16 protein-coding genes are annotated in these 20,877 nt (G+C 63.6%); 3 read left to right on the forward strand and 13 right to left on the reverse strand.

Going from position 1 to position 20,877, the window contains the following annotated elements; all coding sequences use genetic code 11:
* Positions 1-214: 214 nt before the first annotated feature.
* Entirely contained in the window at positions 215-2,437 is a 2,223-nt protein-coding gene (locus IT775_RS12585) for an NADP-dependent isocitrate dehydrogenase (protein WP_212701465.1), read from the forward strand.
* Positions 2,438-2,695: 258 nt separating this feature from the next.
* Here the strand turns inward: IT775_RS12585 and IT775_RS12590 are convergent, their stop codons facing one another.
* From IT775_RS12590 to IT775_RS12645, 12 genes are all read right to left on the reverse strand, one after another.
* Entirely contained in the window at positions 2,696-3,496 is an 801-nt protein-coding gene (locus IT775_RS12590; RefSeq protein ID WP_212701466.1) for a PaaX family transcriptional regulator C-terminal domain-containing protein, read from the reverse strand.
* 39 nt (positions 3,497-3,535) lie between these two features.
* Positions 3,536-4,297 carry a Phenylacetic acid catabolic protein gene (locus IT775_RS12595; protein ID WP_212701467.1) on the reverse strand — a complete coding sequence of 254 codons (762 nt, stop codon included), beginning with the start codon at positions 4,295-4,297 and terminating at the stop codon, positions 3,536-3,538.
* Positions 4,298-4,313: 16 nt separating this feature from the next.
* Positions 4,314-5,390 (reverse strand): 2Fe-2S iron-sulfur cluster-binding protein, encoded by a 1,077-nt coding sequence (locus IT775_RS12600; RefSeq protein ID WP_212701468.1) that lies wholly within the window; start codon positions 5,388-5,390, stop codon positions 4,314-4,316.
* Positions 5,391-5,400: 10 nt separating this feature from the next.
* Entirely contained in the window at positions 5,401-5,862 is a 462-nt protein-coding gene (gene paaD, locus IT775_RS12605) for a 1,2-phenylacetyl-CoA epoxidase subunit PaaD (RefSeq protein ID WP_212701469.1), read from the reverse strand.
* 90 nt (positions 5,863-5,952) lie between these two features.
* Positions 5,953-6,720, reverse strand: a complete 768-nt coding sequence (paaC, locus tag IT775_RS12610; protein WP_212701470.1) for a 1,2-phenylacetyl-CoA epoxidase subunit PaaC — start codon at positions 6,718-6,720, stop codon at positions 5,953-5,955.
* On the reverse strand, positions 6,720-7,004 hold the full coding sequence (paaB, locus tag IT775_RS12615) for a 1,2-phenylacetyl-CoA epoxidase subunit PaaB (RefSeq protein ID WP_212701471.1): 285 nt from the start codon (positions 7,002-7,004) through the stop codon (positions 6,720-6,722). The genes paaC and paaB overlap by 1 nt, the downstream gene beginning before the upstream one ends.
* A 17-nt stretch (positions 7,005-7,021) precedes the next feature.
* Positions 7,022-8,014: a 1,2-phenylacetyl-CoA epoxidase subunit PaaA gene (gene paaA / locus IT775_RS12620; protein WP_212701472.1), complete on the reverse strand. Its 993-nt coding sequence runs from the start codon at positions 8,012-8,014 to the stop codon at positions 7,022-7,024.
* Positions 8,015-8,036: 22 nt separating this feature from the next.
* A complete protein-coding gene (pcaF, locus tag IT775_RS12625; protein ID WP_212701473.1) occupies positions 8,037-9,239 on the reverse strand; it encodes a 3-oxoadipyl-CoA thiolase in 1,203 nt (400 codons plus the stop codon).
* Positions 9,240-9,464: 225 nt separating this feature from the next.
* Positions 9,465-11,813 carry a TRAP transporter permease gene (locus tag IT775_RS12630; protein ID WP_212701474.1) on the reverse strand — a complete coding sequence of 783 codons (2,349 nt, stop codon included), beginning with the start codon at positions 11,811-11,813 and terminating at the stop codon, positions 9,465-9,467.
* 66 nt (positions 11,814-11,879) lie between these two features.
* The gene (locus IT775_RS12635) at positions 11,880-12,923 is read right to left on the reverse strand and encodes a TAXI family TRAP transporter solute-binding subunit (RefSeq protein WP_212701475.1); all 1,044 of its coding nucleotides are present in this window, start codon (positions 12,921-12,923) and stop codon (positions 11,880-11,882) included.
* A 55-nt stretch (positions 12,924-12,978) separates the two neighbouring features.
* Positions 12,979-14,664, reverse strand: coding sequence for a sulfatase-like hydrolase/transferase (locus IT775_RS12640; RefSeq protein ID WP_212701476.1), 1,686 nt, complete (start codon positions 14,662-14,664; stop codon positions 12,979-12,981).
* Between the two features lie 136 nt (positions 14,665-14,800).
* Positions 14,801-15,730: a LysR substrate-binding domain-containing protein gene (locus tag IT775_RS12645; protein ID WP_212701477.1), complete on the reverse strand. Its 930-nt coding sequence runs from the start codon at positions 15,728-15,730 to the stop codon at positions 14,801-14,803.
* Between the two features lie 382 nt (positions 15,731-16,112).
* On the opposite strand from IT775_RS12645, the gene IT775_RS12650 reads away from it, so the two are divergent.
* Together IT775_RS12650 and IT775_RS12655 are read left to right on the forward strand one after the other, a co-directional pair.
* On the forward strand, positions 16,113-18,089 hold the full coding sequence (locus IT775_RS12650) for an oxidoreductase (RefSeq protein ID WP_212701478.1): 1,977 nt from the start codon (positions 16,113-16,115) through the stop codon (positions 18,087-18,089).
* Between the two features lie 227 nt (positions 18,090-18,316).
* Positions 18,317-19,048, forward strand: coding sequence for a transporter substrate-binding domain-containing protein (locus IT775_RS12655; protein ID WP_212701479.1), 732 nt, complete (start codon positions 18,317-18,319; stop codon positions 19,046-19,048).
* Positions 19,049-19,178: 130 nt separating this feature from the next.
* On the opposite strand, the gene IT775_RS12660 is transcribed toward IT775_RS12655, so the two are convergent.
* Positions 19,179-20,210: an NAD(P)-dependent alcohol dehydrogenase gene (locus tag IT775_RS12660; RefSeq protein WP_212701480.1), complete on the reverse strand. Its 1,032-nt coding sequence runs from the start codon at positions 20,208-20,210 to the stop codon at positions 19,179-19,181.
* Between the last annotated feature and the right edge of the window lie 667 nt (positions 20,211-20,877).

A 20,877-nucleotide genomic window follows, 5' to 3' on the forward strand; every position in this document is an offset into this window, starting at 1 on the left:
TTTGCCCGAATTCCAAGCCGTGGCATCATGTCCGCAAAGATTTCACGTCTGGCGAATTGATCTTTTGCGGCGCGTCCTCTATTGGGGTCCGTGAACCGCAATGCCTGTCTGTCGGAGCGATCCCAGTTGGCTGGTCAAAACCCGCTTTTCCGAAATGCAGCGCCGCTGCCCTTCGTCAATCATACTACCCTGACAAAAAAGAAAGGTAGAACAAATGGCTGAAAACTCGAACCCCGATGTATTGTATACCATTGTAGACGAAGCCCCCGAGCTGGCCTCGGCTTCGTTCCTGCCGATCATCCGCAGCTTCGCTTCGGCCGCCGGTGTCACCGTTGGCACCAAGGATATTTCGCTGGCCGGGCGCATCCTCGCCACCTTCCCGGAAAACCTGACCGAGGACCAGCGTCAGAGCGACGACCTGGCCGAACTGGGCCAGCTGGTGAAGACGCCGGATGCCAACGTCATCAAGCTGCCCAACATTTCCGCCTCGGTGCCGCAGCTGGTGGCCGCGGTCAAGGAACTGCAAAGCCAGGGCTATGACATCCCCGATTACCCCGAGGACCCCAAGACCGACGCCGAAAAGGCGGTTCGCGCGCGTTTCGACGCGATCAAGGGATCGGCGGTGAACCCGGTCCTGCGCGAAGGCAACTCGGATCGCCGTGCCGCCAAGGCGGTGAAGAACTATGCCCAAAGCCACCCGCACCGGATGGGGGCGTGGAGGTCCGACAGCAAGACGCATGTGTCCTCGATGCCGGGGAACGATTTCTTCGCCAACGAAGTCGCCGCCACCCTGACCGCCGATCAGGCGGGCGACGCCAAAATCGAATTCGTGGCCAAGGACGGCGCGGTCACCGTGCTGAAGGACAAATGGCCGCTGATCGAGGGCGAAGTGGTCGACGCCACCTTCATGAGCGCCAAGGCTCTGAGCGCCTTCCTGGCCGACGAAATCGAGGCCAGCAAGAAGGACGGCGTGCTGTTTTCGCTGCACTTGAAGGCCACGATGATGAAGGTGTCGGACCCGATCATCTTCGGTCACGCGGTCAAGGCCTGGCTGGCCCCGATCTTCGACAAGTACGGCGATCAGCTGGCCGCGGCGGGCGTGAACCCGAATTCGGGCATGGGCGACGTTCTGGACCGCATCGCGGGCATGGACAACGCCGCCGAAATCCTCGCCGATGTCGACGCGTTGAACGCCGACCGCCCGGCGATGTACATGGTGAATTCCGACAAGGGCATCACCAACCTGCACGTGCCGTCGGACGTGATCATCGACGCCTCGATGCCCGCCCTGATCCGCGCGGGCGGCAAGGGCTGGGGCCCGGACGGCAAGGAAGCCGACACCAACTGCGTGATCCCCGACAACTGCTATGCGCCGGTCTATGACGAAGCGATCAATTTCTTCAAGGCCAACGGCGCGCTGAACCCGGCCACCGCCGGCACCGTGCAGAACGTCGGCCTGATGGCGCAGAAGGCGGAAGAATACGGGTCGCACCCGACCACCTTCGAAGCCCCGGCAGACGGCGCCATCCGCATCGTCCTGGCCAATGGCGAGGTCCTGCACTCGCTGGACGTCGAAGCGGGCGACATCTGGCGCGCCTGCACCGCCAAGAAGGCGCCGATCGAAAACTGGATCCAGCTGGCCATCGACCGTCAGCGGCTGACCGGTGCGCAGGCGATCTTCTGGCTGGACGCGAACCGCGCGCATGACGCCGAACTGATCAAATACGTCAAACCGGCGCTGGAAGCCGCCGGCGTGGCCGACAAGTTCACCATCATGGCGCCGCGCGAAGCGACCCGCGCCTCGCTGGAAACCATCACCGCCGGGAACGACAGCATCGCCATCACCGGCAACGTGCTGCGCGATTACCTGACCGACCTGTTCCCGATCCTGGAACTGGGCACCTCGGCCAAGATGCTGTCGATCGTCAAGCTGATGAATGGCGGCGGTATGTTCGAAACCGGCGCTGGCGGTTCGGCTCCGAAACACGTGCAGCAGCTGGTCGAGGAAAACCACCTGCGGTGGGATTCGATGGGCGAATTCTGTGCCCTGTCGGAATCGCTGAACTTCCTCGCCGACATGAAGGGCAACGCCAAGGCGGGCGTGCTGGGCGCGGCGGCCGAAGCGGCGACCCAGGGCATTCTGGACAACGACCGTTCGCCCTCGCGCAAGGTCGGCGAGCCGGACAACCGTGACAGCCACTACTGGTTCGCCCGCTACTGGGCCGAAGCATTGGCGGCACAGTCCGACGATGCCGACCTGGCGGCGCATTTCGCACCGATCGCGAAAGAGCTGGCCGAGAAGGAAGATGCGATCCTGGCCGAATTGGCCGCCGCACAGGGCAAGCCCGCCGAAATCGGTGGCTACTACCACCCGTCGGCCGAGCTGAAGGCCAAGGTGATGCGCCCGAGCGCGACGCTGAACACCATCATCGGCTGAGGCTGATCGGATCAGACAGGAAAGGCGCCCGGGGAAACCCTGGCGCCTTTTTTGTTTGAGTGCTCCGACCCGGAACAAGGCCGCAGGCCGCCGGTCCAGCGCCAGTCCGCCCGGACGGGCTGGCGCTTTGGAGGGGCTTGTTCAGCTGACGATGGGAAGCACGGGTTTGGCGGCTATAAACTGCCATGTTCAGAGGTTGTCGGCGCCATCCCGCGGACTGGCGCTGGCCCGGCTTCGTGCCTGAAAGGGCAGGAAAGGTTAGCCGCCGTTTTCCCGCTCATAGGCCGCCTGCAGATCGGCCAGCGACGGGCGGGGCAGGGCGCTCAGCACCTCCAGCACCGCCTGCCGCGCCTGTGCGCCCGACCAGTCGGGCGGCAGCAGCAGGTCGGGCAGGGGCCCGTGGCGCAGCCGCAAGCGGCGCCACTGGTGCAGGGCCAGCAGTCGCAGAACGGTGCGATCCAGCAGGTCGTCGCCGGGCGGCAGATCCAGCGCCCGGACCTGGCGCGCCAGCAATTTGTAGGCGGCCTGCAGGTCATCGTCGCAGAGCTGGCCTTGCACCCAGCCGGGCAATTCGGTGGCGCTGAAGTCGGTGATCAGCCAATCGGGGCCCAGCGGGTCGGGCGATCCGGCAAGGATCGCGGTCCGGTTCGACACGGTGACGGCGTCATCGGGCAGCGCATCGGCGATTTCGGCGGCTGAAAGCTGTGGCGGCGCGATCGCCAGCCAGACCGGCTGCGACCTGTCCACCGCGTCGGCATAGATGATCGGGCGCACCGCCCGTGTCATCGACCAGCCCTGTTCGGTCAGGAAATAGTTCGAGGTCCGGCCTTCCTTTTCCGCCTCGATCCAGCCATCGCGGCGCAGCCGGTGCAGCGCCACGCGCAGCGCCTGGTTGGTGATGCCCAGACGCCCGACCAGAAGGTCCAGCACCCGGCCGCTGATCCGCACCCGGCGGGTTTCGCTGAAATCACCGAAGATGGTGACCACCATCGACCACACCTTCAGCTGGCCGCAGTCTAGCAGCTGGTCGAGGTTGTGCTGGAAATCGGAGGAAGACATCGGCGCTCGGATTACGGCAGGGCGAAGATCAGCGCAAGGTCATTGCGGCGCTTTCAGGCCATAGCCGGACAGGGCCTTTTCGCAGTCTTCGGCCCAATGCCGTTGCAGATCGCCGTTGCCGGTATGTTTCAGACCCATCTTGAACAGGTTGTTTTCGCGCTCGGTTTCTTCGCTGCCGAAGATCAGCGCGATGCGCGGCCACCAGTAGTCGACAAAGTCCTGCAGCGTTTCCGCTTCATCGGTTGTCTTGCAGATCGCCACGCCGGCATCGGCCAGTTCGATATGTGACTCGACGACCGGGGCGATGTCGCGGAAGGCGTCGGCGGCGGGCTGGTATGACATCTGGCACAGGTCGGTGATCTGGCGAACCGCGGCCCGGCTCATCAGCATGTTGTGCACCACGCCGTCGCACCAGCCGCGCAGCGGGTAATTGTAGACCGCGAGCCGGAAATCGTCCTCGATCCGTTGGCCGCCGATATCGGCGGTCCGGGCCAGCCGGTTGGCCCACGGGTGGCGACCGATATAGCGATCGGTGTCGGCGCCGAATTCGGCCATCACCTTCAGCACCTTTTCGGCGCTTTGGTTCATTTCCATCACCACCCGCGCCGAGGCGACGCGTTCGCGGATGCCGGGGGCGAAATTGACCAGTTCGGCGAAACCGGCGGCCCCGGCCAGGGCGGAATCGACATAGCTGGTCAGGAGCCGCAGCAATTCGCCACGGTAGCGGGACGGAACATTGTCCGGGCTGGTCAAGACGCCGCCCTGCGCCAGGTAGTCTTCGATGCTCATTTCGGCCGACATGATCGCCCCCTCCCGCTTATTGGTCGTAATTGACCTCCACCGTGGATGTCACAGGGTAGGCCTGACAAGACAGAACATAGCCCTTTTCGACCTCGTAGTCTTCCAGCGCGTGGTTGGTCAGCATTTCCACCTCGCCTTTCAGCACCTTGCAGCGGCAGGTCGAACAGACACCGGCCTTGCAGGCATATGGCGCCTGCAGGTCGTTTTCCAGCGCCGCGTCGAGCAGCGACTGGTCCTTGGCGACGGTCACCGTCCGAGTCGAACCGTCTAGCGTGATCGCGGCGGTGATCGCGCCGGTCGCGGTGCCGGCTTCGGCGGACCTGACCGGGCGCTTGGCGCGGCCGGGCTGGGCCGAGGCGAACAGTTCGAACTTGATCTGGCTGTCGTCCATCCCGTGATCGCGCAGCGCCTTGGCGATGCCCAGCATCATCGGTTCGGGGCCGCAGATGAAGGCGGTGTCGACATTTTCGATGTCGATCCAGCCGGTCTTGAACAGCTGGGCGCACTTTTCTTCCGTCACCAGACCGGTGAACAGGTCGATTTCCTGCGCATCGGTTTCCAGCACGTGGATGACGTTGAACCGGCCCAGATAGGTGTTCTTCAGATCTTCCAGTTCCTCGCGGAACATGATCGTGTTCACCGCCTTGTTGGCAAAGATCAAGGTGAAGGACGACTGCGGTTCGCGCTTGAGCGTGGTCTTGATGATCGACAGCACCGGGGTGATGCCCGAACCGCCGGCAAAGCCCAGGTAATGCTTGGCGGCGGAGGCGTCGATCGGGGTATGGAACCCGCCCATCGGCGGCATCGCCTGCAGGGTGTCGCCGACCTTCAGTTCCTCGTTGGCCCAGGTCGAAAAGGCGCCGCCGTCGACGCGCTTGATGCCGACCTGCAGCACGCCGTCATCCTTGCCGGCGCAGATCGAATAGGACCGGCGCAGTTCCTCGCCGTCGAAATCGTGGCGGAAGGTCAGGTACTGGCCCTGGATGAAGTCGAATTCCGCCGCCGCCCCGTTGACGGGTTTCAGCGTGACGACCACCGCGTCGCGGATGGTCTTGTGGATGTCGGTGACTTCCAGATCGTGAAAGCGCGCCATGTGCTCCTCCTCAGATGCACTTGAAATATTCGAAAGGCTCGAGGCAATCGGTGCAACGCCACTGCGCCTTGCAGGGGGTCGATCCGAACTGGCTGAGCTTTTCCAGATGAGTGCCGCCGCAATGCGGGCAGCGCGTCGGGCCACCCGCCGGTTGCGGCGGGGCGATGCCGTAGTCTTCCAGCTTCTTGCGGCCTTCCTCCGACATCCAGTCGGTGGTCCAGGCCGGGCTGAGCTGCCGGCGCAGCTCGATCTTGTCGATGCCGTGGCCGCGCAGGGCGGTTTCGATATCGAGGTTGATGATGCTGGTTGCGGGGCAGCCGGAATAGGTGGGGGTGACGGTCACCACGCAGGTGTCGCCGTCCCAGGCGACATCGCGGATGATGCCGAGATCGGTGAGCGATATCACCGGGATCTCGGGGTCGGGAACCTGGTTCAGCCAGTCCCAGACCTGTTCTGTGCTTGGATGCGTCATCGGATCACCTATTGAGCGGCCGGGGCCGGGGGACGGAATTCGTATCGGAATCCGCAGCGTTTCCCGGATTGGGAAACGCCCCCGGACCCCTTACCAGGTTGCGTTCGGGTAGGCGCGCTGCAGCCATTGCATCTGGCACAGGATATGACCCAGATGTTCGGTGTGCATCGTGCCGGTGCGGCCACCCTTGTGGGCGAAATCGCTGTCGGGAATGCGCAGCGTCGCCTCGGCCAGCACCTTGCCGATCAGCGCGTCGTATTCGTCGCGCAGGCTGGCCGGGTCCGGTGCCACGCCCGCCGCGGCTATGGCGCGGTCGTTGTCGTCGCTGGCGAACATTTCGCCGACATAGGGCCACAGGTAGTCCAGCGCCGCCTGCATCCTTGCATGGCTTTCCTCGGTACCGTCGCCCAGCCCGACCACCGTGTCGGACGAGCGTTCGACATGGTAGGCGACTTCCTTGCTGGCCTTTTCGGCGATCTCGCGTACCATTTGGTCGCTCGATTGCAGCAGACGACCCAGCAACACCGAATGGAAGGCGTCGAACAGGAATTGCCGCATCATGGTCTGGCCGAAATCGCCATTGGGCAGTTCGACCAACAGCAGGTTGCGGAAATCCCATGCGTCGCGCAGGAAGGCCACGTCATCGGCGGTCTTGCCTTCGCCCTGCACCTCGACGGCATAGCCGAGCCACAGCTGGGTTTGGCCCAAGAGGTCAAGCGCGGTGTTGGCCAGTGCGATGTCCTCCTCCAGCACCGGGGAATGGCCGCACCATTCCGACACCCGGTGCCCGAGGATCAGCGTGTTGTCGCCCATCCGCAGCAGGAACTGGGCGAGTTGGGTCTTGTCCAGCTCGGCCATCACATATGCCCCACTTCGTCAGGAATGTCGAAGAAGGTCGGGTGACGGTAGACCTTGCTTTCCGACGGTTCGAACATCGGGCCCTTTTCGCCCGGCGCTGTTGCGGTGATGTTGCGTGCCTCGACCACCCAGATCGACACGCCCTCGTTGCGGCGGGTATAGACGTCGCGGGCGTTCTTGATCGCCATTTCGGCGTCCGGCGCGTGCAGGCTGCCGACGTGGCGGTGGCTCATCCCGTGCTGACCGCGGATGAAGATTTCCCAAAGGGGCCATTCGTGTTTCATGTGATCGTCTCCTACCCTTATTCCGCGGCGACCTTGCGCGCGGCCTTTTTCTCGGCATGGGCCAGCAGCCCGTCGCGGACCCACTGGCCGTCTTCCCAGGCGTTCACCCGGGCGTTCAGCCGGTCGTTGTTGCACGGGCCGTTGCCCTTCAGCACGTCGAAGAATTCGCTCCAGTCCGGTTCGCTGAAATCGTAGCCGCCCTTTTCCTCGTTCCACTTGAGGTTTTCATCGGGAACGGTCAGGCCCAGATATTCCGCCTGCGGCACGGTCTGATCGACGAACTTCTGCCGCAGTTCGTCATTGGTGTTGATCTTGATTTTCCACGCCATCGACTGGGCCGAATGGACGCTTTCGGCATCCGAGGGGCCGAACATCATCAGCGACGGATACCAGAAGCGGTTAAGCGCATCCTGTGCCATCTTTTTCTGTTCCGGCGTGCCCTGCGCCATCTTCATCATGATGTCGTAGCCCTGGCGCTGGTGGAAGCTTTCTTCCTTGCAGATGCGGATCATCGCGCGGCTGTAGGGACCGTAGGAGGTCCGCTGCAGCGGCACCTGGTTCATGATCGCGGCGCCATCGACCAGCCAGCCGACCGCGCCGATATCGGCCCAGTTCAGCGTCGGGTAGTTGAAGATCGAGCTGTATTTCATCTTGCCCGACAGCAGCGCCTCGGTCAGTTCGTCGCGGGTGACGCCCAGCGTTTCAGCGGCGGAATAGAGGTACAGGCCATGGCCCGCCTCATCCTGCACCTTGGCCAGCAGGATCATCTTGCGTTCCAGCGTGGGGGCGCGGGCGATCCAGTTGCCCTCGGGCAGCTGGCCGACGATTTCGGAATGGGCGTGCTGGCCGATCTGGCGGATCAGCGTCTTGCGGTAACCATCAGGCATCCAGTCGCGCGGTTCGATCTTGATATCGGCGTCGACCTTGTCCTGGAACGCCACTTCCTCTGGGGACATGTCGTCGCGCGACTTCACCCCTTCGCCGGTGGACTTTACCATTTGTGCATACATGTTGGGACCTCCTCCCGTTAACTCAGACGCGTTCGAGGATCAGGGCCGCGCCCTGTCCGACGCCAACGCACATGGTGCAAAGCGCGTAGCGCCCACCGGTGCGTTGCAATTGATAGGCCGCCGTCAGCACCAGGCGCGCGCCCGACATGCCCAGCGGGTGACCCAGGGCGATCGCGCCGCCATTGGGATTCACATGGGCCGCGTCGTCGGCCACGCCAAGTTCACGCAGGGTCGCCAGACCCTGTGCGGCGAAGGCTTCGTTCAATTCTATCACATCCATCTGTTCGATGGTGAGTCCCGCGCGGGCCAGCACCTTGCGGGTGGCCGGAACCGGGCCGATGCCCATGATGCGGGGTTCGACGCCTGCCGCCGACATCGCCACCACGCGGGCCATCGGGGTCAGGCCGTTCTTTTGTGCCGCCGCCTCGCTGGCCAGCAGGATCGCCGCCGCGCCGTCATTGACGCCCGAGGCGTTGCCGGCGGTGACGCTGAGGTCGGGGCCGTTGACGCCGCGCAGCTTGGCCAGTTTCGCGGCATCGGTGCCGGGGCGGGGGTGTTCGTCGGTATCGACGACGATCGGATCACCCTTGCGCTGCGGCACGGAAACCGGGGTGATTTCCGCGTCGAACAGCCCTGCCTTGTGCGCCGCGTCCCAGCGGGCCTGGCTGCGGGCGGCGAATTCATCCTGGTCTTCGCGGCTGATGTTGTAATCGGCGGCCACGTTGTCGGCGGTCTGCGGCATCGAATCGGTGCCGTATTGCTTTTCCATCTTCGGGTTCACGAAACGCCAGCCGATGGTGGTGTCAAAGACGGCATTGGCGCGGGAAAAGGCGCTGGTGGCCTTGGGCATCACGAAGGGCGCGCGGCTCATGCTTTCGACGCCGCCGGCAATCGCCATGTCGTAATCGCCCGCCCGGATGCCCCGCGCGGCCATACCCACGGCATCCATGCCGGAAGCGCACAGGCGGTTGACCGTGGTGCCCGGCACATCGACCGGCAGCCCAGCCAGAAGCGCGGCCATCCGCGCCACGTTGCGGTTGTCTTCGCCCGCCTGGTTGGCGCTGCCATAGATCACGTCGTCAAGGCTGGCCCAATCGACCTGCGGGTTGCGGGCCATCAGCGCGGCAATGGGCGCGGCGGCCAGGTCGTCGGTCCTGACCGAAGACAGGGCTCCGCCGTAACGGCCGATCGGTGTCCGGGTGGCATCGCAAATGAAGGCGTTCATGGTTTTCCTTTCTCCAGCGCCGGTCGCACATCAAAGCCGACCGCATGGTCGGGATATATCGCGTAACGATTCGAGGCAAGAGAAATGTTACACTTGTTATCTGTTTTCAGATATTCGGTAACGTAATGGATTTCAAGGCGGCGGGAAAAAGCGGCGCGCCCACCCCGGCAAGGGCAGGCGCGCGGACGTGCTGCAATGATTTCGGGGGACCAGCGTCCTGGCCTGCTACCCTGTCTGTTCCACCAATCGCCCGCTGCCGCGGCCCGGCCCCATTCGGTGCCAGGCCAGCAGGGCCAGCGATGCGATGACCGCCGCGACGCTGATCAGGGGCGACTTGGCCAGCACCAGCACGGCCAGCGCCAGCCGCAGGATCAGTTCGCCCCGGCCAAGCGGACGGGTTTCGAACCGCGCCAGCACGCTGGCGATCAGGTAAAGCGCCAGCAGAACCCGGGCGAAGACCAGCGCCAGCGCAAGCGGGTGAATGGAGCCGTCCATGCCGGGCAGGTAGCGGTCGCCGCCGGGCAGCGGATTGAGCTGCGCCGCCTCGATCAGCAGGAGTTCGGGATAATAGGCGAAGATGAACGGGGTGACGAAGATCACGATCCCGGCCCGCACCGAAGCGACGCCGGTGCGCATCGGGTCGGCCTTGGTGATCGAGGCGGCGGCGAAGGCAGCAATCGCCACCGGTGGCGTAATCGCGCTGGCCACCGCGAAGTAGAAGATGAACATATGCGCGGTGAACTGCGCGATGCCCAGACCGGCCAGCATCGGCCCCATCAGCAGCGCCACGTTCAGGTATGCCGGTACCGTCGGCATCCCCATGCCGAGCAGGATCGCCATCACCATCGTGGCGGCCAGTGCGACGAACAGGAACAGCCCGTTTTCGCCGATCATTCCGCCCGAACCGCGCAGCCATCCGATGATGTCGACCGCGATGTAATTCGACAGCCCGGTCAGATTGAGACAGAAGTCGATCACCGAAACGGCGAGGAACATCAGGTAAAGGCGGCTGAGCAAGGTTCCGGCCTCGGCTAGCGCGGTGACAATTTTACCCGGACGCCGGCGGATTTCGCGGTCCAGGAAGAACAGGATGACCAGAAGCGCAGTGGCCCACCATCCCGCCGATCCGGCGTCACCGGCGGAATTCTGGAACAGCTCCAGCAGCCAGGGCAGGTTGACGGCGCGGCAATTGCCGCTGTCAAACACCTGCTCGATCCCCCACAGACCGGCCAGCGGGCCGCAGCCCACCGCCTCTTTCGGGGTGATCAGCAGCACGAGGATCAGGAAGATCGGCGCGAAGATCATCACCAGATGCAGCCGGTCCTCGCCGGTCAGGCGCATGTCGGCGGGGACCTCGCCCACCGCTTCGATCCCCTGTTTACGGGCCTGGAACACGACCGAAAGGAACAGGCAGCCGAAATAGGCCACGGCGGGCAGGATGGCGGCGATGATGACCTCGCGGTAAGGCACCACGGTCATCGCCGACAGAACGAAGGCGGCCACGCCCATCACCGGCGGCATGATCTGCCCGCCGGACGAGGCCGCCGCCTCGATGCCGCCGGCGAAGGCCTTGTTGAAGCCGCGTTTCAGCATCATCGGGATGGTCAGGACCCCGGTCGACAGAACGTTGACAACCGGCCCGCCGGAAATGGTGCCGAACATGGCGGAACTGACGATGGCCGCATGGGCCGGGCCGCCGCGCAGTTTGCGGGTCCACAGGAAGGCGATCTTGATCAGCGACCGGCCCCCGGCGGAGACGCCGAACAGCGATCCCAGCACGATATAGGGGAACACCGTGTTCAGCAGGATGTTCATGAACCGGCCCAGCAATCCCTGCGCATTGTTGACGAGGATGTCCTGCATGTTAGGGCGGCCATCGAGCAGTTGGCGCGGTTCGCCGCCCAGCTTGGTCACCATGTACTTGTTCATGTCGTCGGCGCCGAAGACATACCAGATCAGCACCGTCAGCAGCGTGTAGCTTGCCACCAGGATCGCCACCGCGACCAGCGGAAAACCCCAGACGCGCACGTTGTAGCCGAGGAACACCGCGATGGCACAGGCCACGACGGGGAAGATCCACAGGCCCAGCGTGCGGATGCAGCTGGGATCGTCGACGCTGGTCGGCGCCGGCAGGCCCATCATCTCGGCGAATTCGATTTCCTCCTGCAGCGCCTTAGCGATCAGCGCCTGGCGTTCGCCGGTGATCCGGTCGATCAGGCAGACGCTGTCGATCTCGATCAGGTAGCTGGCAGCGATCACCACCGCCATCGTCACCAGCGCGATATCCATCGCCAGCCCCAGCCCGTGCTTGAGCGCGCCGCGACCGCGCCACGCCCGGGCAAAGGAATGTTCCAGCGCCACCACGATCATCATCATCACGAAGGTCAGCGGAAACAGGTATTCGTAGCTGAACCGGCGGATCACCACACCGTCGCCGAAGATGCGGGTCACGGCCTTGTCCAGTCCGGGGATCGAGGGCAGGGTGTTCAGCAGGCCGATGATCACAAGGACCAGACCCAGTACAAGGGCGATGCGCTGTGCAAGACCGCGCGGGGCAAGGATGTCGTCTGTCATGGGGACCTCGGGGCGGTGCTTTGGGGGAAGCAGGCGGACCGGCGCCGGACCGGTCCACCGCGCGGCTTATTCCTTGGCGCAGTCGGGCACGGCATAGCCCGCTTCTTCCCACGCCGCGACGGCGCCGGGATGGTATTTCAGCGGATTGACGCCGCAGAAACCCGATGCCTTGGGATCAAGGTTCGCGATGCCGATATTCTTGGCGTAGGGGGCCTTTTGCTTCAGCCGGTCCATATGGGCGATATACGCGGCGGTCAGCGCCTTGGCCGTGTCGAACGACATGTCCTTGTTGACGATATCGGCGAATGCCGTGCCGACGCCGCGGAAGGTGGCGTCTTCGGAAATCAGCCGCACGCCGTCGCGGTATCCCATGTCGTCCCACGCGACGACGATCGGGACGTTGCCCGGCGCGTTGAACAGTTTCTGGTAGGCATCGGATTCGAATACGTCCTTGGGGGTGGACACGATCACCACGTTGCCCGCCGCCTGCATCGTCGACACCCGTTCCGACGGGAAGGTCAGCGGCACCACGAAGGCGTCCATCGACCCGTCGACCAGCAGCTGCGCCAGCTGGCCCCAGTTGGCCTGATGGCCGTTGTAGTCCTCGCCATCCTTCAGGCCGGCGGCCATCTGGATCGCCTGGCGCGCATTGACAAGGGCGGCGCCGCGCGGCGGGCCATTGTAAACGGTCTTACCCTTCAGGTCGGCCCAGCTACCAATGCCTTCGCTTTCCAGCGCCGCCAGCCCGTAGGCCCCGGCGTTATAGGGGTAAAGCGCGCGCAGGTTGGCGGCCAGCGCGGCGCCGTTTTCGCCCTGCTTGGAATAGGGGCCACGCCCCTTGGACAGCAGGAAGCCCAGGATCAGCGGCATCGGGGCGATATCCGTGCGGCGCTCGGCGACGTTGAGGATCGAATTGGTCAGCGTCTGTCCTTCCTGTACCTGCAGGTTGGCAATGCCCTGTTCGGAGGCGATATCGGCCAGATGCAGGATCGACAGATGCGGTGAATTTCCCGGGCTCGAGGCTTCGGCGGTCAGGTTCATTTCGGCGCGGGCCGGAACGGCCAGCGTCGCCGCCACGGCCAATGCCGCGAAAGTCTTGCTCAGTTTCATGGTGTCCTCCCTTGGATTTCGATGCGCCCCGGCTCCTCTTCCGGGGCGCGCGGTATCATTCGCCCACCAGGTCCTTGCGGTGGCTGGCTTTGTGGTTCTCGACCTTGCGGCCCCGGTAATGGACGGTCAGTTCCAGCGGCGTGTCGTTTTCGTCGTAGATGCCGATGACCACGCCGCGCCGGCCGCTTTCCTTGCGCATCACCAGCAACTGTTCCTCGCTGCGGGTGGTGCGCTGGGATTGCCGGCGGGTCCAGCGGAACAGCTTGTCATACATCCGCTCGATCATCTCGGCATGATCCGCGCTGTCGCCCAGATCGGTCAGTTCCTGCGGATCGTTCTTCAGGTCGAACAGGATCGGGCGATAGCCGCCTTCGCAATGGACCAGTTTCCAGTCCTTGTCGGCGACCATGAACATCACCCCGTCGCGCACGCTGGCGCCCAGACGGTTGGCGATGGGCGATCCCGAATAGTCGTATTCGCAGATCACGAAATCGCGCGGGGTTTCGGTTTCCTTTCCGTGCAGGATCGGCAGCAGGGAATGGCCTTCGAGGATGTGACCGGCAACCTTGCCGCCCGCGACATCGACGAAGGTGGGCGCAAGGTCGATGCATTCGACCAGCGCGTCGCAGGTGGTGCCGCGGGTGGCGTCGGCTTCGGGCGAGGGATCGTAGATGATCAGCGGCACCTTGGTCGAGGTGTCGTGGAAGAAGGTTTTTTCCCCCATCCAGTGATCGCCGAGGAAGTCGCCGTGATCCGAGGTCAGAACGATCATCGTGTCGTCCATCCGGCCGGTGTCTTCCAGCCATTTGAACAGCACGCCCATCTGGTCGTCGCATTGCTTGATCAGCCCCATATAGGCGGGGATCACCGCATTGCGCACCTCGTCGCGGGAAAACGCCTTGCCGACCGGGGCCTCCATGAAGGCCTTCAGCACCGGGTGGGCGTTATCGTATTCTGCCGCGCTGCGGATCGGGGCGGGGACATGTTCGGGGCCGTACATGTCGTGATAGGGTTCGGGCACGATATAGGGCCAGTGCGGCTTGATATAGGACAGGTGACAGCACCACGGGCCCTCGGCCTGTTCGATGAATTCCATGCCGCGGCGGGTCAGGTAGGGGGTTTCGCTGTCCTGTTCCTCGATATTAGCGGCCTCGGTGGAGTTCTTCAGGAACCAGCCGGACAGCACGTTGCCCGCCGCGTCGACGCCGGAATTGGCGAAGTCGTGCCAGGGATTGTCGCTCTCATATCCGCGGGCCTTGAGGTACTTGTTGTATTCCTTGGCGCCGTCGGGATCGTACGACCCGTCGGGGCCTTCGGGCTTCATGCCGTCATCGCGTTCGAACACGTCGAAACCGCATTCGGCCACCCGGGCGCCGATCAGGCTGTCGGGTTCCAGCCCCAGCCGCGCCATGCCCTCGGCATCGGCGCGCATGTGGGTCTTGCCGACCAGATGGCACCCCATCCCGGCGGCGCGCAAATGGTCGCCCATCGTCATTTCACCCACCTTCAGCGGGATGCCGTTCCACGACGCGCCATGCGAATGCACGTAGCGCCCGGTATAGGTCGACATCCGCGACGACCCGCAGATCGGCGACTGGATATAGGCGCGGGTGAATTGCACGCCCATCTTTGCCAGCCGGTCGATATTGGGGGTGTGCAGATGCTTGTGCCCATAACAGCTGAGGTAATCCCACCGCAGCTGATCGAACATGATGAAAAGGATGTTCTTTGCTTTCGCCATCTATAACCGCTGCGTTTCCGACCCCGCGCCGGGCGACGGGTGGGAAATGCGCGCCTCCCTGTCTTATCTGAGGTCAGGTTAGGCGGTCGGAGGGACTTGGGGAAATAATGCTTTTGCAGCGGATATAGCGAATTCGTTATGACAGGCCCTGGTCGTGGACCTCGTTCCGGATCGCCTGAACCAGCACGTCGGTGGGGGCGGAAAACACCTTGTCGGGCATGGTGGTGATGCCGACCGACCCGATCAACTGGTCCCCGCCGATATCCAGCGGCATGATTTCGCCGCGATTGACCCAATCGCGCATCGCGCCCAGCGGGAAGGCGGCGATGGCGTCGCTCATCATCACGTAGGCGCGGGTGAATTCGGGCGACAGGGTTTCGATCTGGCTGCTGAAGCGGGGCAATCCCTGCGAAATTGCGAACCGGTCGATTTCGGCGCGGATGATGGTTTTCTGGCTGGGCAGGACGACCTGGAACCGATCCAGATCGTGTACCGTCAGATTGTTCGTGCTGGCCAGCGGGTGGCCCGGGCGGGTGAAGAAGATCAGCGGTTCGCTGTACAGGTATTCGAAATTCATCCCGCGCATCTGTTCGGTCTGGATCATGCGTCCGAAGCCGAATTCCACACCGCCGTCGCGCAGTTGCTGGGCCATCTGGCCGCTGTGAATCGCTGCGAAACGCAGGTCGATATCGGGATATTGCGCCTTGAAGCGGCGCACCGCGCCGGGCATCACCGATTGCATCACGTTGGGCAGAACATAGGCCGATATGTGCCGGTCCTCGAGTTCTTCGCGCAGCGCGTCGAAACCGCGATCGACCTGCTGCAGCCCGGCGTTGACGAAGGTGAAAAGCGTACGCCCCGCCGCGTTCAGTTCCAACCCCGTCGGGGTGCGGTTGAACAGGCTGGCACCAAGTTCCTCCTCCAGTTCGCGCAGCGAGCGCGACACGCTGGGCTGCACCGTGCCAAGCGCCTCGGCGGCGCGGGTGACGGAACCCAGCTTCACCACGGCCAGGAAACAGCGCAGGTGCCGCATCCGGATCCGTTTGGACAGGTTGGGAAGGACCATTTCACGCGTCTCCGCTCGCATTTGCCCGGGAGTGCAGCAAATCGCAAAACCTGTCCGGTTGCAAACATCAAGGTTCAGCCGGGTGAACGAAACGCGGGAGGGGGGCGTAAAAGGGTATCCCGAAGATTTCGCCCGCAGGGCGGGACAGGCGATGCGCCCGGTCTCCGGTGGGAAGTCAATTGCCGACATCGCCGTTTCGGGACTACATTTCCTATACAATCGGCCGATACGAATATGGGCCGTCGCGCCGACGCCTGCGATGGTCGGAAAACTGCCTTGGGCCGTCGCATTCATGGGCGCCCCGGCAGGCAATCCCGCATCTGCTCGAATGGCCGCGCCCGGACATCCAAGGGGCGCTGGCACGCGTTGCACTGGGGGCGGCATGGCATTGAAACACGTCTTTTCCGAAATCCGGCTGCGTCACAAGACATTGCGCAATCGCATGGTTTTTGGTGCCCATACCACGAACATGGCGCGGAACGGTCTGCCGAGGGATCAGCATCTGGCCTATTATCGCGAGCGGGCGATGGGCGGCGCGGCGATGATCGTGGTGGAACCGATGCCTGTCCATCCCTCGGCCGTTCTGACCCGTGGCAGTTTTCGCCATTCCAGCGACGACGTCATCGCCCCCTTTGCCCGCCTCACGCAGGCCTGCAAGGCGGAAGGCGCGGTGATGATCCAGCAGCTTTACCATGTTGGCGCGCATGGCGACTGGGACAATTCGTGGCACGCGAACTGGTCGCCCTCGGGCGGGCCAAGCTATCACGACAATGACGGCAGTCACCCGATGTCGGTGGAGGAAATCGAACAGGTGATCGAAGGTTTCGTCGCCGCCGCCGTCCGCTGCCGGAAGGCGGGCTTCGACGGGGTCGAGGTCTGGGCGGCCTATCATTGCCTTCTCGATCAATTCTGGACGCCATTTTCAAACCGGCGCACGGATGACTGGGGCGGCAGTCTTGAAAACCGCACGCGGCTGTCGCGCGAAATCCTGCGACGTATCCGGAGCGCCTGCGGCGATGATTTCATCATCGGCCTGTCGATCAACGACGACGCCGAAGGCAGCGTTTGCCTCGACCGGGACGAGATGGTGGAGATCGTCGCGCTGCACGATGCCGAAGGGTTGATGGACTATGTCACTGTGGGCTCCGGCAGCTACTTCGATTTCTACAAGTTGCTTCCCAGCTTCCAGTATCCTGAAAACCTCGGCGTCGATCTGGCCGAACGGCTGAAGGCGGCGGGGCTGAAAACACTGGTGACGGCAGAGGCCAATATTCGCACCCCCGAAAACGCCAACGAGGTTCTGGGCGCGGGGCGCGCCGACCTGGTGTCCATCGTGCGCGGGCAAATCGCCGATCCGCATCTCGTGAACAAGGCGCGCGAGGATCGTCTTGAAGACATCCGCGGCTGCCTGTCCTGCAATCAGCAATGTTGGGGGCGGCGCGGGCGCGACTACTACATTTCCTGCCTCATCAATCCGTCGGCGGGTCACGAACATCTTTGGGGCGGGGACCGGTTCACCCCCGCAAAGACGCGGAAAACGGTACTGGTGGTGGGCGGCGGCCCCGCCGGGCTCGAGGCCGCGCGGGTCGCGGCCGAGCGCGGCCACAAGGTGACGCTGGCCGAAGCCGCCCCGGACCTCGGTGGGCAATTCCGGCTGGCCGGGTTGCAGCCGCGCCGCGCGCAGATCACCGACCTGATCGCCTGGTACGGGCGGCAACTGGACAAGTTGGGGGTCGATCTGCGCTTCAACGCCTATCTCGACGCGGATGATATCGCGGGGATCGGCGCGGACGAAGTCGTATTGTCGACCGGGGCGCAGCCACCGGGCACCGGGTTTCAGAAAGCGTTGCCGCATGTGCCGGAACTGCCGGGGCTTGATGGCAATGTCTGGTCGGCCGAAGATGTTATGGGCCGCGCCGCTCGTCTGGGCCGCCGCGTGATCGTGCTGGACGAGGGCGGGCAGTGGCGCGGCATCGGCACCGCGTGGTTCATAGCCGAGGCCGGCCACGAGGTCACCATCGTCACCCCCGACGCGATGATTGCCAAGGAGCTTTATCGCTCGGCCACCGATCTGCCCGCGCGGCGTACGCTTGCCGGTCTTGGCGCGCGTTTTGTCACCGAAAGCGCGCCCCTTCGCTGGAGCGATGCGGGGGCCCAGGTGCTGAACCTGCTGACCGGGGAAGTTTCCGAGATCGCGGCGGACTCCCTGGTGCTGGCCACCGGTAACGTTGCCGATATGACGATCGCCGAGGATCTGCGCGGGCGCGGTATCGCTTACCGGCTGATCGGCGATGCGCATGCGCCCCGGCTGGCGGCAGCGGCAATCTATGACGGGCGCAAGCTCGGATTGGAGCTGTGAGTGGCGCGCGGCAGGTCGTCTGCTGGTGATCATTGATACCGGCCCTTGTCGGGTCAAAGACGTTCATGCGGGTGGGGCCTGAACGGGGCGTTCCCGCCCCGGCAGGTTCAATCCCCGGGCTGGATTGATCGAGGTCAGGGCGGTTGTCCGGACCGGTCGGCAAAGATCAGGTGCGGCACCTTGGCCCGGGAAGGGGGCGGGGGGGGCACTCACAGGATTTGGGGGAGATGATGAAGATTTGTTCAATCATATTTGCGGGCTTTTTGTGCCTGCCTGCGCAAGCGTTCGCACAAACCGTCACAATCGGCACCGCCGACACTTACGACGCCGGGGATTACACGGTCGATCCGTCAGCGCTTCAGGGATTCGACAAAGCCTTCGGCGACCTGCTTTGCAAGCGTGGCGCACTGTCTTGTGAATGGAAGGTGATGGGGCGGGGCGACCTGTTGCCGGCACTCGAGGCGAAAGAGGTCGACGTGATACTGGCGGCGATGCCGCTGAGCGAAGATCTGGGGGACGCTATCGAAACAACCGCTGCATATCTTTACCCGGATCCGTTCGATATTGTCGGGCGGCCGGGCTTCGATCCGTTCGGCAACGTCAAGACCGTAGCGGCGATTCCCGACCCCGCCATCGATGCGTGGCATGGAACGAGCGGTTACAACATCGTTTATTTCAGGACCCTTGAAGAAGCATTGCAGGCGGTGGAGCGGGGTGAGGCAGAAATCGCCGTCGGCGAGCATGAGGATCTCGCTCCATTGGTAGAAGCAACGGAGGGGCGGTTGGAGATCGTGAACCCCGGACGCCGGCTCAGGCCCGGGGTGACGATGGCGCTGCACGCTGACAATATCGACCTGCGCTTCACGTTCGAAGACCTGATCTATGACCTGTCGCAGGACGGCAGCCTGAATGCCCTGAACAAAGAGTGGTTCGGCGATGACGCCGTGAAATGGCAGTAGCCGAAAATGACGCGCCCGTAGCACGAACATCGTTTCTGCAAACCCGAAGCACGGAGTATCGCTTGGGGCATTCTTTGGTCGTCCTGTACCACATGGCCCAAGCCAAGGGATCGGCGTGAACGGCCGCGGATCAGGGTTTGATCACCAGTTTGCCTTTGACGTCGCCAAGGCCCGTGCGCCGCAGGGCTTCGGGCACCGACGACAGCGGCAACACGGCTTCCAGATGCGGCGCGATTTTCCCCTCGACCGCCATTTTCGCAACGCGCTCGGTCAGCTTCCGGCCGCTGGGCACCATCAGCATCCCGATGGATTTTTTCCGGAGCCGAAACCGCAGGCCGCCGAGCAGGAGAGGAAGCAACACGCTCACGTCGCCACCGACGGCCCTATAGGTGCCCCCGCTTCGCAGGGCTCGGGCGATCTCTCCCGCGCGACGGGTGGCGACCATGTCCAGAATCCTGTCCCATTGCTTCCCCGACCGGGAAAAATCCTGCTTGCGGTAGTCGATGACCTCATTGGCCCCCAGGCTCATCAGCCAATCGGTCTTGCCGGCGTTGTCCACGGCCGTGACGTGGGCGCCTGCCGCCTTCGCCAGTTGCAGCGCCATGGTTCCCGATCCGCCACCCGCCCCGTTTATCAGAAAAGCGTCGCCCGGTTCGAGGCCTGCCGTTCCCGCCACGGCGATGCCTCCGGCCTGCGGCAGGCATGCCGCGATCTCGTCGGAAAGCCCCTCCGGGACCAAGACCATCTCGGCGGCGGACACACAGGCATATTGGGCGAATCCCCCGCGCCGCATTACAAGATCCCCCATGACCCTGTCGCCGACCGAAAAGCCCGTGGTGCCTGGGCCGAGCTTGTCGACGATGCCGACGATGTCCGAGCCCAGAACCGGATGTTTCGGCCGCAGCAGGCCGCCCACCAGGCGCGCATAGAAAGGCGCGCCGATCAGATACTCCCAGTCGGATAGGTTCACGGCACAGGCCAGAACCCTGACCCTGATCTGGGCCTTGCGGGGTTCCGGAACGGGTATATCGGCAAGCCAAAGATGCTCCGGTCCGCCATATCTGTCCTGAATGATGGCCTTCATCGTTTCATCCCCGGTGTCGCGCCCCGCCAATGAGGAAATTCTGAAATCCAGTTTGCGCTGGTTGATGCGCGCGCTCAACCGCCGAAGATTGATGCATGCAAGATTTCCGGATCGCAAAACAGAGCGGGCGTCGGTTGCGGGCGCTGTTCAGGATTGAAGCGTTCCGCCGCAGACTCAATGTGCAGCTGGGCGGCAATTGGGGGCTGCTTTCGGCAGGCCTGTCGGGCCCGCAAAGGGTCATTCACAGGAGGCACCAACGGGCGCTCCCAGGGGTATTTCTGACCCTGTGCAGCCTTGCGGCGCTAACTTTGCAATGTTCAGGAAAAAGTGGCTGGGGTTGCAGGAATTCGCGTAGGCGGATGTACCTGTGCCGGAATTTTGCCGTTCGTTGGCGATTGGGGCAACGGCTGGGGCAAGGTGGGGTGGTAATTGGACTATTCGGGACTCCATGGTCCCCGCAGCGAACGACCGGTTGTAGGCCCAGGCGGCAACTTGGGCTCTCGTGATCGCATTTTTGCTATTTCTGAGAGGAGCGTTGCCAATACATTTGGCGCCTCCGCATCATATTCAACAATTTCGGACTGCCCTTCTTCCGGGGACGTTGGCAGGTAATAGAGCTCATAGCTTCCCTGGAAGACTTCCACTTCCGTCCGGCCGCCATCCCAAATTAGGGTCAGGACTCATAGCCAATAGATGACGGTTGCAGCGAGCGCGATTGCGGAGAGGAAGACCTTCGGGCACCTGT

The sequence above is a fragment of the Thalassovita aquimarina genome (genome assembly GCF_018219815.1).
Lineage (GTDB): Bacteria > Pseudomonadota > Alphaproteobacteria > Rhodobacterales > Rhodobacteraceae > Thalassobius > Thalassobius aquimarinus.